This window comes from Acetobacter sp., assembly GCF_047723915.1.
Lineage (GTDB): Bacteria > Pseudomonadota > Alphaproteobacteria > Acetobacterales > Acetobacteraceae > Acetobacter.
In genome coordinates this window covers 31,315-48,238 of sequence record NZ_JBDOBQ010000006.1, presented here as the reverse complement: position 1 = coordinate 48,238, position 16,924 = coordinate 31,315, and the positions used below count along the sequence as shown (strand labels likewise).

Here is a 16,924-nt window from a genome sequence, read left to right as displayed (position 1 = left end):
GGCTAGAATTCGACCCCGGCCTGCGCCTTGATGCCCGCCCGGAACGGGTGCTTGACCAGTGTCATCTCCGTAACCAGATCGGCATAGTCGATCAGGTCCTGCTTTGCCCTGCGCCCGGTCAGCACGACGTGGGTCAGCAGCGGTTTTTCAGCGCGGAGAAAGGCCAGAACCTCCCCGATATCCAGATAGTCATAAGCCAGCGCGATATTGATCTCGTCCAGCAGCACCATGCGTATGTCGGGATTGCGGATCAGGTCCATGGCCTTTTCCCAGCCCCGGCGGGCAGCGGCGATATCGCGCGCCTTGTCCTGCGTCTCCCACGTAAAGCCTTCACCCATGGCGTGGAACTGGCACAGATCGGCAAAATTGCCCTCGATCAGGCGGCGCTCGCCAGTGTCCCAAGCACCCTTGATGAACTGGACCACGGCACAGGGCATGCCATGGGCGATACAACGCAGGATCATGCCAAAACCGGATGAGGATTTGCCCTTGCCTGCGCCGGTATGGACGATCACCAGCCCCTGCTCGCCCCGCTTGGACGCCATGATTTTATCGCGCGCCACCTTTTTACGGGCCATTTTGTCGGCGTGGCGGCTGTCTTCGTCCTGCCCGTTCATGTGCGAGCCGGTCTCAGGGGTCATGGTGGGGCTCCATCGCTTGACATGCAGGGCGCGTTGCCGCAACAGCAGGGGTGTTGGTTCCGCTCTATAGACGCAATCTGTGGAGAGGCTAAGAGGGAATGTGACAGGGCCGCCCGCAGGGGCCACCCAGGCACAGCCGCCCCCGCGACCGTTACCGGAAAGATCGTCCAAAGCCACTGACGCCACGTCGGGAAGGGAGGACGATCACTGGGGAAACCCTGAATCCGCGAGCCGGGAGACCTGCCAGCAAACGGATATAACGGGCAGCCGGGGTGCGCTGCGACCGGCTGGACGCTCCACATGGCCCCATGACGGCCGCAGGAGTTTGGCCGCGAACGCCCCGGTTGCAAACAGGGCTGGGCCATGAACGCGACACTCTTTGTCTGTACAACCTGCCGCGCGGGTCAACCGGTCGTGGACGGGCAACCGGTAGCCGGTGCGCGCCTTTTTACCGCGCTGACACAGGCCCCCCCGCCCCCCGGCCTGGCCATTGCCCCGGTGGAATGCCTGTCCGCCTGCAATAATGGCTGCGCAGTCGCCCTGAGCGCACCGGGTTGCTGGAGCTATGTCTACGGCCGCCTGGGCCTTAACGACGTGCCAGACATACTGGCGGGCGCTGCGGCCTACGCCGCCACCCCCGACGGGCTTGTGCCCTGGCGCGAACGCCCGCAGATTTTCCGCAAGCAGAGCCTTGCCCGCCTTCCCCCGCAGGAGCGCTGACCATGAACAAAACCACCGCCCCCGGCCCGGCCGGGACAGATCTTGCGAAAATTCCCGTCACCGTCGTCACCGGCTTTCTTGGCGCGGGCAAGACCACGCTCATCCGCCACCTGATGGGCAACCCGCAAGGCCGCCGCCTTGCCGTGCTGGTCAACGAATTCGGCACGCTGGGCGTGGACGGCGATATTCTCAAATCCTGCTCGGACGAGAACTGCCCGGCGGAAAACATTATCGAACTGGCCAATGGCTGCATCTGCTGCACCGTGGCCGATGACTTCATCCCCACCGTCGAACGGCTGATGGCCCTTGAGCAGCAGCCCGACCATATCCTGATCGAAACCTCCGGCCTGGCTCTGCCCAAGCCGCTGCTCAAGGCGTTCGACTGGCCGGGCATTCGCTCCCGCATCACGGTGGATGGCGTCATAACCCTGGCCGATGCGGAAGCCGTGGCCGATGGGCGTTTCGCACCTGACACGGCAGCGGTGGACGCGCAACGCCTGGCCGATGACGGCCTCGATCACGACACCCCGCTGGCCGAAGTGTTCGAGGACCAGCTTGCCTGCGCCGATATCGTGCTGCTGACCAAGGCCGACCTGGTGGATGGCGCATGCCTTGAGCGTGCCCGTGCGGTCATTGCCGGTATGACCCCCCGCCCGCTGCCGATCGTTGCCGTGCATGACGGTCTGATCGACCCGCAGGTCATTCTGGGGCTGGGTGCCGCCGCCGAAGACGATCTGGCAGCCCGTCCCTCCCACCACGATGGCCATGACGACCATGAGCACGAGGATTTCGAGAGTGTCGTCATCGACCTGCCCGAAATACCCGACCCTGACGCATTGGTACGGGCCGTGCGCACCCTTGCGCGTGAGCAGCATATCCTGCGCGTGAAAGGGTATGTCGCCGTAACTGGCAAGCCGATGCGGCTGCTGTTGCAGGCCGTGGGCGAACGCGTGCGCACCCAGTACGACCGGCCATGGGGCACGCAGCCCCGCCAGACCCGGCTGGTGGCCATTGCCGAGCACGATCATGTCAACGCCGCAGCAATCCGCGCCGTGCTGATGGGCCAGCCCGTACCGGAGGCATAAGCCGCCATGCATGTGCTCTTCCGCGAAAGTCACGGTCTGGAAGAGACGGAAACACCGGTCGATCTCGGCCAGAGCCCGGCCGATCTGGTGGTTCTGTCCTTTTCCGACAGCGATCTGGGCGCGTTTGCCGCGGCATGGCACGCGGCGGCCGGCACGCTGCCCAGCCTGCGGCTGGCCAATCTGGCTGCCCTGCGGCACCCGCTATCGGTCGACACCTATCTGGACACGACCCTGACCCGGGCCAGAGGTATTCTCATCCGCCTGATCGGGGGCGCTGGCTACTGGTCTTACGGGCTGGCGCAGGTGGAAAATCTGGCCCGCGAAAAAGGCATTGCCCTTGCCGTGCTCCCGGCGGACGGACAGGACGATCCGCGCCTTGACGATATCTCCACCGTGCCTGCTTCCACACTACGGCGTCTGGCTGCTTTGTGCGACACGGGTGGCGCCATGGCGGCACGGGCGGCCCTTGCGCAACTGGCGCTGGCATCGGGCCTGTATGCGGCCCCCGTCATCGGGATAAAAGCCCTGCCCGACTGCGGCTGGTACGACCCCGATACCGGCGTAACCATGGCGCCGCCGCAGGGCAGGGAACCGCTGGCTGTCATCACCTTCTATCGCGCGTATCTGGCTGCGGCCGATACCGGCCCGGTCGATGCGCTGGTCCGCGCCATGCGCGACCGGGGTTTTCGGGCCGTGGGGCTGTTCGCGCCATCGCTCAAGACGGCGGATGCGGCACGCTGGGTCAGTCAGGCGCTGTCAGACAGCAACGCGGCCGCCATTATCAACGCCACGGCTTTTTCCGCACGGGAAGAAAACGGTCTTTCCCCGCTGGACGCCACCGGGTGCCCGGTGTTCCAGGTTGCGCTGTCCACCGCGCAACAGGCCGACTGGGCTGCGGCGGAGCGCGGCCTTTCCCCGGCGGATCTGGCCATGCATGTCGTCCTGCCGGAAGTGGACGGGCGGATTTTCGCAGGGGTTGTCAGTTTCAAAGCAGCCCAGGACCGTGACCCGGACTTGCAGTTTGCACGGCTGATACACCAGCCCCATGCCGGGCGCATTGCCGCCGTGGCCGACCGCGTGGCCGCATGGCACCGACTGGGCACAACCCTGCCCCCGGCCCGAAAACTGGCAATTATCCTGTCCACTTACCCCGGCCGCCCCGACCAGATGGCCCATGCCGTAGGACTGGATGCCCTGGCCTCGACCGAGGCCATTCTGGGCGTACTCGGCAAGGCGGGCTACGACGTATCCACCCCCGCACAGCCACTGGCCGACGCATTGCTGGCAACCCGGCAAAGCTGGCCGGTTGCCGCGTATCGCGTCGCCCTTGCCGCCCTGCCGCCCGAACTGCAACAGGCCCTGCACGACTCATGGGGCGATCCGGCTCACGACCCGGCTGTCCGGGACGACGCCTTTGATTTCGCCGCCACATATCGGGGGGGGATGCTGGTGGCCCTGCAACCCGAACGGGGTGACACCCCCCTGCGCGAGAGCGAATACCACGATCTGGCGCGTACCCCGCGCCACGCTTATGTCGCCTTTTATCTGTGGCTCCGGGTGTTGCAGCAAGTACAGGGGCTGGTGCATGTGGGCACGCATGGCACACTGGAATGGCTGCCGGGCAAGGCCGTCGCGCTATCCGCCACCTGCTGGCCCGACGCATTGGCGGGCAGCCTGCCGGTCATCTACCCGTTTATCGTCAACGACCCGGGCGAAGCCGCGCAGGCCAAGCGCCGGATCGGAGCGGTTACGCTGGGCCACCTGCCGCCACCGCAGCGCGCCAGCACCATACCGGCGGAGATGGTACGCCTTGAACGCCTGCTGGACGAATATTCCACCGCCGACGGGCTGGACCCTTCGCGCCGTACCCGCCTGATCGACGCCATAAGGGGCGAGGCGCAGGCCATTGGCGTGGAACAGGACATGGGCATTCCACCCGACGCAGGCGCGGCCGAAGCCATTGTGCGGATCGACCGCTTTGTCTGCGATATCAAGGAAAGCCAGTTCGGTGACGGGCTGCATGTTTATGGCACGGCAGCGGGAGAAACCGAGGGACTGCTCAAGGCGCTGTCAGGCCGCCATGTCGCACCTGGCCCCGCCGGCTCACCCGCGCGGGGCCGGGCCGACGTGCTGCCCACAGGGCGCAACCTCTACGCCGTCGACCCGCGCGCGGTCCCCAGCCGGGTCGCGCATGCGCAGGGCGTACGCCTGGCCGAGAAACTGCTGCGCCGCCACCTGCAGGACCACGGCGACTGGCCACGCGGCCTTGTCATCGACCTGTGGGGGTCGGCCACCATGCGCACCGCGGGGGAGGACTACGCCATGGCCCTGCATCTGGCAGGGCTTGCCCCCCAATGGGACGGGGGAACAGAGCGCGTATGCGGTTTTGAAATTCTGCCCCCCGCGTTGCTGGGGCGACCCCGTATCGATGTCACATTGCGTGTCTCGGGCCTGTTCCGCGATATTTTCCCGGGTCTTGCCCAGATGTTCGAAACCGCTGCCACAGCCCTGGCCGAACGGCGCGAACCGGCGGAGGAAAACCCCTACACCGTGCGCGGACCGCGCGTGTTCGGTCCCAGGCCGGGCCATTACGGCATAGGCATGGCAGCAGCGCTGGAAGACTACAGCGAACAGGGACGTGCCGCAGCAGGTGAGGCATGGCTGAGCGCATCGGAATGGGCCATTGGCGCGGGTGGGGAGATCACGCAGGATCGCACGGCACTGGAAGCACGGCTGCGCATGACCGACAGCGTGGTGCATGTGCAGGACCTGCCCGAGACCGACCTGCTGCTTGCCGCCGACTACGCAGCGCATGAAGCCGGCCCCGCCGCCGCCATGGCGCATATCGGCAGTGCCACGCCCATACTTTACCATATCGACGCAACCAGCCCCGACACCCCCCGCGCCCGCACCGTGCGTGAGGAAATCGCGCGGGTGGTGCGCGCCCGCGCCGGCAACCCCGAATGGGCCAGCGGCATGATGTGCCATGGGTTTCGCGGCGCGGCCGAACTGAGTGCAACGCTCGATACGCTGGCCGCCTTCGCGCAGTTGACGCGCGACGTACCCGCCCACCTGTTCGATATCTACTACAACGCCACGCTGGGCCGGGACGATGTGACAGCCTTCATGGCGCGCGAAAACCCTGCAGCCCTTACCGCCCTGCGTGACCGTTTCCGCACCCTGGATGCGGCGGGCCTGTGGACCACACGCAGCAACGCCATTGCCGCCAGCCTGCGGACCAGCCCATGACCACACCGCTTGTCAAGGGCTGGTGCCCCGGCGCGCTGCGCCCCATGGTTTCGGGCGACGGGCTTCTGGTCCGCGTGCGTCCCCCCGCCGGACGCCTGGAGCAGACACAGGCCGCAGGCATTGCCCGACTGGCAGCACAATACGGCAACGGACTGGTCGAGTTGTCCACGCGGGGCAACATACAGCTTCGTGGCATAAACGGGGGCAGCCACGCGCCGCTGATCGCAGGACTTGCAGCACTGGGGCTGACCGACCCCACGCCAGAGGCGGAAGCCCGACGCAATATTGTTGTAACACCGTACTGGCAGGCGGGCGACGGCACGCGTGACCTGGCCGAACGCCTGGCCCATGCCCTGCGCGACTTGGGCACGGCCAGCCCGGAAACCAGCCAGAAAACCAGTACGGAACCACCGCCCGGACCAGCATCCGTCAGAACCGCCTGCATGGCAGACCTGCCCTCGAAATTCGGCTTTGCCATCGACACCGGGCCTTGGCCTGTCCTGCGTGGCGTGTCCGCCGATATCCGCATCGAGCGCGATGCCGCCGGTACGCTGCTCTGCCGTGCCGACGGGGCGGATTGCGGTGCGCCTGTCACGCCAGACACCATGGCTGGCACGGTCCTAGAGCTTGTGCGCTGGTTCATGGCAGGCGGCATGCCAGGGCGCATGGCGGCCCGCCTGTCATCCGGAGCTACCCTGCCTACCGGACTGGCCAGCATACCCGCCCTGCCCGTACGCGACATCCCGCCCCCCGCACCCGGCCCGACAGCAGCGGGGGTCATGGTCGGTTTCGCCTTCGGGCAGATGCACGCCCACACCCTTGCGGCCCTGGCCGCCATTGCGCCGCTGCGTGTCACACCGTGGCGCATGCTGCTGCTGGAAGGGCAGGCACAGCCACCGCGCATGGACCACCTCCTGACCCGGCCGGATGACCCGCTCCTGCGCGTTATCGCATGCCCAGGTGCGCCTGACTGCGCACAGGGGCTGCAAGCCACACGCCCTCTGGCCCGCGCACTGGCCCCGCACATCCCCCCCGATGCGGTGCTGCATGTCAGCGGTTGCGCAAAAGGATGCGCGCAGCCCGGCCCCACGGCGCTGACACTTGTGGCGCAGCCACGGGGTTTTGGCCTTGTGCGCAACGGCAACGCCACGGCCACCGTCACGCGCCATGTTACGGCCGAACACCTGCTGGCCACACCCGAACTACTGACGGAGCGCTCGAATGCCCCATTGTTATGAAACCGATGGCAGCGCGATCTACCGCCAGTCCTTCGCCATTATCCGGGCCGAGGCCGATCTGGCCCGCTTTACACCGGAGGAAGAGCGTGTCGCCGTCAGAATGATCCATGCGGCGGGCATGGTGGGGCTTGAGCGCCATATTACCTTCACGCCCGGCATGGCGGTGGCTGCCCGCGCAGCGCTGGAAGCCGGGGCGCCGGTCCTGTGCGATGCGCGCATGGTCAGCGAGGGCATTACCCGTGCGCGCCTGCCCGCGAACAATGCGGTCATCTGCACGCTGAACGCGCCGGAGGTACCCGATCTGGCCCGCAAGATGGGCAATACCCGCTCGGCCGCCGCACTGGAGCTGTGGCGACCCCACCTGCAGGGCGCCGTAGTGGCGATCGGCAATGCGCCGACCGCGCTGTTTCACCTGCTCAACATGCTTGAAGACCCGGCCTGCCCCCGGCCCGCGGCCATTATCGGCTGCCCGGTGGGGTTTGTGGGAGCCGCCGAATCGAAACACGCGCTCATGGCCGCCCCACCCGTGCCAGCGCTCAGTGTCATGGGGCGGCTGGGTGGTTCCGCAATGACGGTTGCGGCGGTCAACGCCCTGGCCAGCGGGGTGGAATAAGACCGTGCTCCAGCCCCCCATGCCCGGAAAGATCATCTGTGCGGGTCTCGGCCCCGGCGACCCCGACCTGCTGAGCGTGCGCGCGGACAGGCTGATCCGCAACGCCCGCCACGTGGCCTATTTCCGCAAGGCCGGCCGCATGGGCGAGGCCCGGCGCATTGTCACGGGCATGCTGGCCCCCGGCGTGGTCGAACACGCGATGGAATACCCGGTCACCACCGAACTGCCGGTCAACAGCCCCGCCTACCGCAGCGCACTGGCGACGTTCTACGACGACTGGACGGGCCGCCTGGCCGACCTGGCGCAAACACAGGATGTGGTGGTGCTGTGCGAGGGCGACCCGTTCTTTTACGGCTCGTTCATGCACCTGCATGCGCGCCTTCAGGGGCGGGTAGCCATGGAAATCGTGCCGGGCATTCCCGGCATGGCAGGGTGCTGGACCGCCACGGGCATACCCATTACCTGGGGGGACGATGTGCTGACCGTGCTGACCGGCACAATACCCGAGGCCGATCTGGCCCGGCACATGCGCGGGACAGATGCGCTTGTGGTCATGAAAACCGGCCGCAACCTGCCCAAGATCCGCAGCGCCCTTGCGGCTGCGAACCGGCTGGACGCCGCCTGGCTGGTCGAACGCGGCACCATGCCGGGCCAGCGGGTGAGCCGCCTGACCGAAACCCCGGACAGCGATTGCCCCTATTTTGCGATCGTGCTGGTGCACGGCCATGGCCGCCGCCCCGAAGCCGAAAGCCACGCCCCATGACCGGCGCGCTGGTCATAGCAGGCCTTGGCCCCGGGGATGACGCACTGATCACACCCGAAGTGGCCCAGGCCCTTGCCGACGCAACCGATGTGGTCGGCTATATTCCTTATGTGGCGCGCATTCCCCCCCGGGCGGGACTGACGCTGCACGCCACGGATAACCGCGTGGAACTGGCGCGCGCCACCCATGCGCTGGAACTGGCGGCAGCGGGGCACAGGGTGGTTGTGGTGTCCTCGGGCGATCCGGGCGTGTTCGCCATGGCCTCCGCCGTGTTCGAGGCCTTGGAGCATGCACCCCACCTGTCGGGGCTGGAAATCCGCGTCCTGCCGGGCATTACGGCCATGCTGGCGGCCGCGGCCCGGGTCGGCGCACCGCTTGGGCATGATTTCTGCACCATCAACCTGTCAGATAATCTCAAACCGTGGGACCTGCTTGAACGCCGGCTGCGTCTTGCCGCCCGGGCCGATTTCGCCATGGCGTTCTATAACCCGCGCTCGGCCAGCCGCCCGCACCAGTTCGGCCGCGTGCTGGATATTCTGCGGGAAGAATGCGGAATGGCGCGACCGGTCATTTTCGCCCGCGCCGTAACCACCCCGGCCGAGCAGGTCCTTGTCACGACACTGGCCGAAGCCCGCCCCGACATGGCGGACATGCGCACGGTGGTGCTGCTCGGCAATGCCGCCACACGGCAGGTCGGGCGCTATGTCTACACGCCACGGCGGGCGGGCTGATGCCCCTGCCCGGCAAGCCAGGCCATGACCTCATCGGCCGTGCGGGCAACAGCGCGCGGCGGCATGGCGGGCCGTTCGACCAGAACCACGGGCAGGCCCAGCATGCGTGCCGCATCCAGCTTGGCCCGTGCGCCATCGCCTCCGGCATTTTTGGCCACGACATGGGTAATGCCGTGCGCCTGCATGAGTGCAACATCCCCCTCCCGCGTAAAGGGGCCCCGCGCCACCACCACCGTGGCCCGGGGCAATGGCAGGGGCGTTGCGGGCGGGTCTACCAGCCGCAGCAGGTAGTCATGCTGCGGGCATGCCGCGAAGACGTGCAGCAACTGCCGCCCGATTGCCAGAAAAACCCGCGCGGGTGTATGCGGCAGGGCAGCGGGTACGCCTGCCATATCAGCCACCATGCGCCAGTCATCGCCCGCTCCCGGCTGCCATGGCGCACGTTCGCAGGCGAGCAGGGGAACGCCCGTGGTGGCGCACGCCGCAATGGCGTTGTGGCTCATCCGGGCTGCAAAGGGATGGGTGGCGTCGATCACGTGGGTGATCCGCGCCATGCGCAGGTAGGCGGCAAGCCCATCCGCCCCGCCAAACCCGCCGACACGCACCGGCAGCGGCTGGGGCAAGGGTGCGATCGTTCGCCCGGCGTAGGAGAACACGCCGTCCATTCCGGCATCCGCCAGCAGGCGGGCCATCTGGCTGGCTTGCGTCGTGCCCCCCAGCAAAAGGACGCGGATCATGGCTGACTCCTGGCTTGTCATTATCGGAATCGGTGAAGACGGCATGGCAGGTTTATCCGCCGCACGCCATGCCGATCTGGCGCAGGCAGAGGTGATTTTTGGCGGCCCGCGCCATCTGGCACTGGTCAACGCCGGGGAAAGGGGCCGGGCATGGCCGGTGCCGTTCTCGGTCGCGCCGGTGCTGGCCAAGCGTGGGCGCAGGGTGGTTGTGGTGGTGTCGGGCGACCCGTTCTGGTTTGGCGCGGGCACAAGTCTTGCCGCAGCCCTTGCCCCGGATGAATGGGTTGCCCACCCCGCACCGTCAACCTTCTGCCTTGCGGCGGCCCGGCTGGGCTGGCCGCTTGAACAGGTGGCGTGCCTGGGACTGCACGCGGCACCGTTCGAGAGGCTGGTCCCCATGCTGCATGACCATGGGCGGGCCATCTGCCTGCTGCGCGACGGCGCGGCCGGGGGCGCGCTGGCGCACTGGCTGACAGCACAGGAATATGGTGCCTCCACCCTGCATGTGATGGAGGCACTGGGTGGCCCGCGTGAACGGCTCCGCACAACCCATGCGGCGGATTACGCGTTTGCGGATGTCGCGGCCCCCGTGGCGGTCGGCATTGCCATGGCGGGGCCGCCGGGCCTGCCCCGCGCGTCCGGCCTGCCGGATCGCACGTTCCGCCATGACGGGCAGATCACCAAACGTCCGGTCCGCGCGCTGACACTATCCGCCCTGGCGCCACGCCCGCTGGAACGCCTGTGGGATATCGGCTCCGGATCGGGCTCGATTTCGGCGGAATGGTGCCTGGCCGGGGGGCGCGCCATCGCCATTGAACCGCGCGCCGACCGCGCCGCGACCATTCGTGCCAACGCATGTGCGCTGGGGCTGGAGCACCGGCTGGACGTTGTGGAGGGCAAGGCGCCTGCGGCACTGGCCAGCCTGCCCGCGCCGGATGCCGTATTTATCGGCGGCGGGGCCAGTGCCGCCCTGCTGGACCACCTGTGGGCCACAGTGCCGCCCCGCACACGCCTTGTCGCAAATGCCGTAACATTGGAAACCGAAGCCCTGCTGACCCTGTGGCACGGGCAGAAAGGGGGCGACCTGTTGCGGATAGAGCTGGCGGAGGCAGCCCCGCTGGGGCCATTGCGGGGCTGGCGTCCGGCCCGGCCCATCGTGCAATGGAGTGTCACCCGATGAAAGTCGCTGGCTTCGGTTTCCGGCGCGCGGCAAGCACTGCCTCCCTGCGCGACGCTCTGGCGGCGGCGGGCGGGCCGCAGGGGCTCGACGCGCTGGCAACACTCGCGCACAAGGCCGATGCCCCCGCGTTACAGGCTTTGGCGGCGGAAACGGGCCTGCCGATCCGCGCGATCGCTGCAGAAGCGCTGGCCGATATCGACACGCCAACCCGTTCAGCCCGTATCATGGCGCGCTTCGGCACCGGCAGCATTGCCGAAGCCCTTGCACTGGCCGCCGCCGGGGCGGGGGCACGCCTGCTCGGTCCGCGCGCATGCTCCACCGACGCAATGGCCGTTGCAGCCATTGCCCACGGCATGGAAGGAGACAGGACATGACCGTTCATTTCATTGGCGCGGGACCGGGTGCGCCAGACCTTATCACCCTGCGCGGGCGCGACCTGATTGCCGCAAGCCCTGTCTGCCTGCATGCCGGCTCCCTGGTGCCTGCCGCATTGCTGGCGCACTGCCCGCCTGGGGCGCGGATCGTGAACACGGCCCCCCTGTCGCTTGACGCCATCATGACCGAAATGGCTGCCGCGCACGCGGCGGGGCAGGATGTGGCCCGCCTGCATTCGGGCGACCTGTCGGTATGGTCCGCCATGGGCGAACAACTGCGTCGCCTGCGCGCCATGGGCATACCATACGACATCACACCCGGTGTGCCCTCCTTTGCCGCCGCCGCCGCCGCACTGGGGGCCGAACTGACCCTGCCGGGCATTGCCCAGTCCGTGGTGCTGACCCGCACCACCGGGCGCGCCACCTCCATGCCCCCGGGCGAAAACCTGGCCGCCTTTGCCGCGACAGGTGCGACACTGGCCATTCATCTGTCGATCCATGTGCTGGACCGCGTTCTGGCCGAACTGCTCCCCCATTACGGCGCGGACTGTCCCGTGGCCGTCGTGTGGCGTGCAAGCTGGCCGGATGAGCGCATTGTCCGCGCAACGCTGGGCACGCTCGAGGCGGCCCTTGCCACCGAACTGGAACGCACGGCGCTGATCCTGGTCGGCCGGACCATCGGGGCCACGGATTTCGACGAAAGCAGACTGTATGCGGGCGATTACGACCGGCGTTTCCGCCCCGTCGGCACGGAACCCCGGTTCCCAGATATAGCATGACCTGTCCGGGCCTCATTATTTCCGCCCCGGCTTCGGGGGCTGGCAAAACCATGGTCACGCTGGGGCTGCTGGCCGCCCTGCGGGCGCGGGGCCTGCGTGTGCAGCCCTTCAAGAACGGGCCGGACTATATCGACCCGGCCTTTCACCACGCGGCCGCGGGCAGGCCGTCGCTCAATCTGGACACATGGGCCATGTCCGCCGGACAGATCGCAGGGCTGGTCGGCACGCGCGCGGATGCCAACCTGACAGTTGCGGAAGGCTCCATGGGTCTGTTCGACGGCGTGGCAAAGGCGGGGGAGACAGGCACAGGTGCCAGCGCCGATCTGGCGGCGTTGACCGGCTGGCCGGTCGTGCTGGTACTGGACGTATCCGGCCAGGCCCAGACCGCCGCCGCCATCGCCCACGGGCTGGCAACGTTTTCGCCCCATGTGCGGCTGGCGGGGGTGGTACTCAACCGCGTCGCCAGCCCCCGCCACGACACCCTGATCCGCACGGCCATGGCCGCAGCGGGGCTGCGCGTGCTGGGGGCGTTGCCCCGGCGCGAGGCCATAGCCCTGCCCGAGCGCCATCTGGGTCTTGTGCAGGCGGAGGAACAGCCACAGCTTGCCGCATTGCTGGGCACCCTTGCCGCGTTCATTGCGGAGCATGTGGATCTGGATGCGGTTATGGAACAGGCGGCAGGCGGTTTCGCGGCCCGCGCGGCTCCTGTCGCGGTGGCCCCACCGGGCAACCGGGTCGCCCTTGCGCGCGATGCGGCTTTTTCCTTCGTGTATCCACACCTGATCGAAGGGTGGCGCAGGGCCGGGGCAGAAATCCTGCCTTTTTCCCCCCTGGCCGACGAAGCCCCTGCGGCAAGTGCCGATGCCTGCTGGCTGCCCGGCGGCTACCCCGAACTGCATGCGGGCAGGCTGTCGGCCGCCTGCCGTTTCCGGGACGGGCTGCACCGCTTTGCCGCCAGCAAGCCGGTGCATGGCGAATGCGGGGGCTATATGGCCATGGGGGCGGGCCTTGTCGATGCGCAGGGCACGCGGCACGCCATGGCGGGCCTGCTGGGGCTTGAAACATCCTTTGCCAGACGGCGGATGCATCTGGGCTACCGGCTGGCCACGCTGCTGGCCCCCATGCCCGGCCACAGCCCCAAGACCCGGCTGCGCGGGCATGAGTTCCATTATGCCACCATCACTCACCAGCCCGACGCCCCCCTTGCCCACACAGTCGACGCCACCGGCGCTGACGTGCCCGAAGCCGGGTCACGGCGCGGACTGGCTACCGGCACCTTCTTCCATCTGATAGCACCTGCGACATGAACGGTTTTGTCTCTTTCGTCTCCTCCGGCCCGGGCGACCCGGACCTGCTGACACTCAAGGCCGTGGACCGGCTGCGAACGGCGGATGCCGTGCTGTTCGACGACCTGTCCTCCGGCCCGATTCTGGCCCATGCCCGCCCCGACGCGGACCTGATTGCCGTGGGCAAACGTGCGGGCCGGCCATCGCCCCGGCAGGACAGTATCAGTCGGCTGCTGGTCGATTACGCACGCACGGGGGGCCGCGTCGTACGCCTGAAATCCGGGGATGCGGGCATTTTCGGGCGGCTGGAGGAAGAAATCACGGCGCTGGAGGCCGCGGGCATCGGGTATGAGATCGTCCCCGGCGTGCCCTCCGCCTGCGCGGCGGCGGCGGCGGCGGGCATTCCGCTGACCCGCCGCCTGACCGCACGGCGCGTACAGTTCGTGACCGGGCATGACGTAACAGGCGAACTGCCCGAAAACCTGAACATGGCGGCCTTGGCAGACCCCCATGCCACGACGGTGGTGTTCATGGGCAGGCGCACTTTTCCCGAACTGGCGGCCCGCCTGATGGCGGCGGGGCTGCCGGGCACCACCCCCGCCCTGCTGGCCGAAGCCGCCAGCCAGCCCGAACAGCACCTGCGGCACAGCACGGTGGCCGAACTGGCCCGGTTTCTGGCCAGCCATGACAGCCGGGCTCCTGCCCTTATCCTGTATGGCCCGCTGGGCAACCCGGCAGGCGGCCGGCAGCCATGATCGATCTGGTTCTTGTCGGCATTGGCACGGGCAACCCCGAACACCTGACGCTACAGGCCGTTCGCACGCTCAACACCGCCGACCTGATCCTGATCCCGCGCAAGGGGGACGACAAAGCCGATCTGGCCGAGTTGCGCCATGCCATCTGTGCGCAGGTAGTCACCAACCCCGCGACCCGCATTGTCACCTTCGACATGCCACGCCGCGATACCGCCACCCCCGATTATCGCCAGAGCGTGGACCACTGGCACGACGCCATAGCCCAGGCATGGCAGGCAGCGATCAGCGCAAACCTGCCCCCCGCCCACTGGCCCGAAGAGCAGCCCGAGGACCGACCGGACAACTGGTCCTACGACCGGCCATGCGACTGGCCAGACAACCAGCGCAACGACCTGCCGACCCAACCGCCAAGCCCCCCCCCTGCCGGCCCGTCAGTGCGTTCACCGGCACAAGCGCCCGCAAACCGGTCTGGCAACACCGGCACAATCGCCCTGCTGGTCTGGGGCGACCCCGCTCTGTATGACAGTACCCTGCGCATTGCCGCCCGCCTGACCCAGCGCCCCCGAACGGTACGCAGCATTCCGGGCATCATGTCGCTCAACATGCTGGCCGCCGCTCATGGTATTGCGCTGAACGATATCGGTGCGCCGTTTCTTGTCACCACCGGGCGGCAATTGCGCGACCATGGCTGGCCACCGGGAACGGATACCGTCGTGGTCATGCTCGATGGGGACTGCTCGTTCCGGCATATTCCCGCCGCGGGCGTCACCATTTACTGGGGCGCGTATGTGGGCATGGCCGAACAGATCCTGTGCTCCGGCCCCCTTGCACAGGCAGGGCCGGGCATTGTCGCCACCCGGGCCGAAGCCCGCGCCCGGCATGGCTGGATCATGGATATCTATCTGCTGCGCCGCGCCCCCCGCGCGACCGAAATGGCAGCCCATGCCCCCGAGCCCGAACCGCATGGCGGACAGGTGCGCGAGGTCATGCGCGACATGCCCGATGCGCCGCACCCGTTCATAGACCTGTCCACCGGTATCAACCCGCAGGCCTATCCGCTGGCAATGCCCCCTGTGGCAGCCCTGACCCGGCTGCCCGAAACGGATGAGGAAGACGATCTGCGCACTGCCGCCGCAACCGCCTACGGTGCCGCCAGCCCGCGCCTGATCGCGGCCGGCCCGGGCAGCCAGAGCCTGATTTCCCTCCTGCCGCGCCTGACTGGCGCATCGACCGCCTGTATTCTGGGGCCAACCTATTCGGGGCATGCCACCGCATGGCGGCAGGCGGGCAAAACGGTGCAGACCGTAACTGACCCCGAACACCTTGCCGAACACGCGACTTTACCCGGTACGGTCTGTATCGTGTGCAACCCCAACAACCCGGACGGGCGCCTGCTGCCCGCCACACTGCTGCTTGACCTTGCCGAGCGCTGCGCGACCCACGGGAACCACCTTGTGGTGGACGAGGCTTTTGCCGATTTCGACGGCCAGAGCGTCATACCCGCCCTGCCCCAACCCGGGCTGATCGTCCTGCGTTCGTTCGGCAAAACCTATGGGCTGCCCGGTGTCAGGCTGGGCTTTCTGCTGGCCTCCGATGAAACGGCAAAACGGGCACGGGACATGGTGGGCGCATGGCCCGTCGGCACACTTGCGCTTGCCGCAGGCCGTCAGGCGTTGCGGGATACCCGGTGGCTGGGCATGGCAGCCCAGACCGCCGCCGCTGCGAAAAGCCGCCTGACCACGCTGCTGGATAAAGCCGGCCTGCACCACCAGGGGCAGGCCCGCCTGTTCACGCTGGTGCGCACCCGGCAGGCACAGGCCTTGTGGACCCATCTGCGCCGCTACGGAATTGTCACCCGCCGTTTCTGCGCCATGCCCGACGCACTGCGCTTTGGCCTGCCGGGTGACGAACAGGCATGGAACCGGCTGGAGGATGCCCTGCTTGCCTGGCGCAGCACCCCGCCATGACCCGGCGCGCACCCACAACCCGCTGCGCGTCCTGCGGCGGCGCAATGCCCTGCCTTGCCAGTACCGCATGCTGGTGCATGACCCTGCCGCACACCCTGCCCCTTCCCCCACCCCAAATTCCCCCGCATGGGGGGCCGGGTGGCTGCCTGTGCCGGCATTGTCTGGAGCAGGCCATGACGGCAAAAGCCCAACGCCCCGACCTGCGCGCATGAAACTGCTCTGTATTGCCTCCGGCCTGCCCGATGACATCCGGCGCGGTGTTATCCCGCCCAAGGGCAGCAGCGGCAACACGGAGACAGGCATTGCCACATGGCTGGATACGGCGGATCATGGGCGCGCACTTATTATTGCACCCGATGCCTGGCCAGCAGGCACACGGCCGCGTTCCGGGCTGCCGGTCGTGACCGAGCCAGACCTGCGTGAACGCGATTACGGGAGCTGGCACGGGCGCCACCTGCGTGATCTGCCACCCGATGCGCTCCGCCGCTGGATCGACGATCCGCAATTTGCCCCACCCGGTGGCGAGAGCGGGCTGGCTGCGTTCGAGCGTATTGGCCACTGGCTTGCCCGCCTGCCCTGTGATGGCGGCCATTGCACCGTTCTGGCACGGCCGACGGTGATAAAACTGCTGTTGATCCACGCCCTTGGCTGTGGCGCGGATATGGTGGCCCGTATCGACGTACCGCCAGCAAGCCGCAGCGAAATAACCCGCCATACGGGCTGGCGCGTTTGCGCCATGGGCGTGCCACTGGGCTGAAACACGCCCTGCTCTCAACCGCCAGCATGCACCTTCAGTATCAGGCCAT

16 protein-coding genes and 1 riboswitch are annotated in these 16,924 nt (G+C 67.7%); of the genes, 14 read left to right on the top strand and 2 right to left on the bottom strand.

Annotated features, from left to right (window positions below; genetic code table 11):
• Window positions 1-2: 2 nt before the first annotated feature.
• On the bottom strand, window positions 3-641 hold the full coding sequence (gene cobO / locus ABF990_RS05455; RefSeq protein ID WP_415499794.1) for a cob(I)yrinic acid a,c-diamide adenosyltransferase: 639 nt from the start codon (window positions 639-641) through the stop codon (window positions 3-5).
• Window positions 642-678: 37 nt separating this feature from the next.
• Window positions 679-904: riboswitch (cobalamin riboswitch) on the top strand.
• 100 nt (window positions 905-1,004) lie between these two features.
• On the opposite strand from cobO, the gene ABF990_RS05450 reads away from it, so the two are divergent.
• The 7 genes from ABF990_RS05450 to cobJ are packed head-to-tail and all read left to right on the top strand — an operon-like array spanning window position 1,005 to window position 9,040.
• Complete coding sequence (locus ABF990_RS05450; RefSeq protein WP_415490528.1) at window positions 1,005-1,361, top strand: DUF1636 family protein; 357 nt, start codon at window positions 1,005-1,007, stop codon at window positions 1,359-1,361.
• 2 nt (window positions 1,362-1,363) lie between these two features.
• Window positions 1,364-2,446: a cobalamin biosynthesis protein CobW gene (gene cobW / locus ABF990_RS05445; RefSeq protein WP_415490529.1), complete on the top strand. Its 1,083-nt coding sequence runs from the start codon at window positions 1,364-1,366 to the stop codon at window positions 2,444-2,446.
• Between the two features lie 6 nt (window positions 2,447-2,452).
• A complete protein-coding gene (gene cobN, locus ABF990_RS05440) occupies window positions 2,453-5,695 on the top strand; it encodes a cobaltochelatase subunit CobN (protein WP_415499793.1) in 3,243 nt (1,080 codons plus the stop codon).
• Complete coding sequence (locus ABF990_RS05435; RefSeq protein ID WP_415499792.1) at window positions 5,692-6,933, top strand: precorrin-3B synthase; 1,242 nt, start codon at window positions 5,692-5,694, stop codon at window positions 6,931-6,933. Before cobN ends, ABF990_RS05435 begins: the two co-directional genes overlap by 4 nt.
• On the top strand, window positions 6,917-7,546 hold the full coding sequence (locus tag ABF990_RS05430) for a precorrin-8X methylmutase (protein WP_415499791.1): 630 nt from the start codon (window positions 6,917-6,919) through the stop codon (window positions 7,544-7,546). Before ABF990_RS05435 ends, ABF990_RS05430 begins: the two co-directional genes overlap by 17 nt.
• Window positions 7,547-7,565: 19 nt before the next feature.
• Window positions 7,566-8,309: a precorrin-2 C(20)-methyltransferase gene (locus tag ABF990_RS05425; protein WP_415499824.1), complete on the top strand. Its 744-nt coding sequence runs from the start codon at window positions 7,566-7,568 to the stop codon at window positions 8,307-8,309.
• Entirely contained in the window at window positions 8,306-9,040 is a 735-nt protein-coding gene (gene cobJ, locus ABF990_RS05420) for a precorrin-3B C(17)-methyltransferase (protein ID WP_415490533.1), read from the top strand. Before ABF990_RS05425 ends, cobJ begins: the two co-directional genes overlap by 4 nt.
• On the opposite strand, the gene ABF990_RS05415 is transcribed toward cobJ, so the two are convergent.
• Window positions 9,016-9,777, bottom strand: coding sequence for a cobalt-precorrin-6A reductase (locus ABF990_RS05415; protein WP_415499790.1), 762 nt, complete (start codon window positions 9,775-9,777; stop codon window positions 9,016-9,018). The two genes, cobJ and ABF990_RS05415, sit on opposite strands and share 25 nt — an antisense overlap.
• On the opposite strand from ABF990_RS05415, the gene cbiE reads away from it, so the two are divergent.
• Genes cbiE through ABF990_RS05380 form a run of 7 tightly spaced genes read left to right on the top strand, consistent with a single transcriptional unit; the run spans window position 9,776 to window position 16,875 of the window.
• On the top strand, window positions 9,776-10,957 hold the full coding sequence (gene cbiE / locus ABF990_RS05410) for a precorrin-6y C5,15-methyltransferase (decarboxylating) subunit CbiE (protein ID WP_415499789.1): 1,182 nt from the start codon (window positions 9,776-9,778) through the stop codon (window positions 10,955-10,957). The two genes, ABF990_RS05415 and cbiE, sit on opposite strands and share 2 nt — an antisense overlap.
• Entirely contained in the window at window positions 10,954-11,331 is a 378-nt protein-coding gene (locus tag ABF990_RS05405; protein WP_415499788.1) for a cobalamin biosynthesis protein, read from the top strand. The genes cbiE and ABF990_RS05405 overlap by 4 nt, the downstream gene beginning before the upstream one ends.
• Entirely contained in the window at window positions 11,328-12,110 is a 783-nt protein-coding gene (gene cobM / locus ABF990_RS05400) for a precorrin-4 C(11)-methyltransferase (protein WP_415506515.1), read from the top strand. The genes ABF990_RS05405 and cobM overlap by 4 nt, the downstream gene beginning before the upstream one ends.
• Window positions 12,107-13,417 carry a cobyrinate a,c-diamide synthase gene (locus ABF990_RS05395; protein WP_415499786.1) on the top strand — a complete coding sequence of 437 codons (1,311 nt, stop codon included), beginning with the start codon at window positions 12,107-12,109 and terminating at the stop codon, window positions 13,415-13,417. The genes cobM and ABF990_RS05395 overlap by 4 nt, the downstream gene beginning before the upstream one ends.
• The gene (gene cobA, locus ABF990_RS05390) at window positions 13,414-14,151 is read left to right on the top strand and encodes a uroporphyrinogen-III C-methyltransferase (RefSeq protein ID WP_415499785.1); all 738 of its coding nucleotides are present in this window, start codon (window positions 13,414-13,416) and stop codon (window positions 14,149-14,151) included. Before ABF990_RS05395 ends, cobA begins: the two co-directional genes overlap by 4 nt.
• Window positions 14,148-16,118: a threonine-phosphate decarboxylase CobD gene (gene cobD / locus ABF990_RS05385; protein ID WP_415499784.1), complete on the top strand. Its 1,971-nt coding sequence runs from the start codon at window positions 14,148-14,150 to the stop codon at window positions 16,116-16,118. The genes cobA and cobD overlap by 4 nt, the downstream gene beginning before the upstream one ends.
• A complete protein-coding gene (locus tag ABF990_RS05380) occupies window positions 16,084-16,875 on the top strand; it encodes a histidine phosphatase family protein (RefSeq protein ID WP_415499783.1) in 792 nt (263 codons plus the stop codon). Before cobD ends, ABF990_RS05380 begins: the two co-directional genes overlap by 35 nt.
• Window positions 16,876-16,924: the final 49 nt, after the last annotated feature.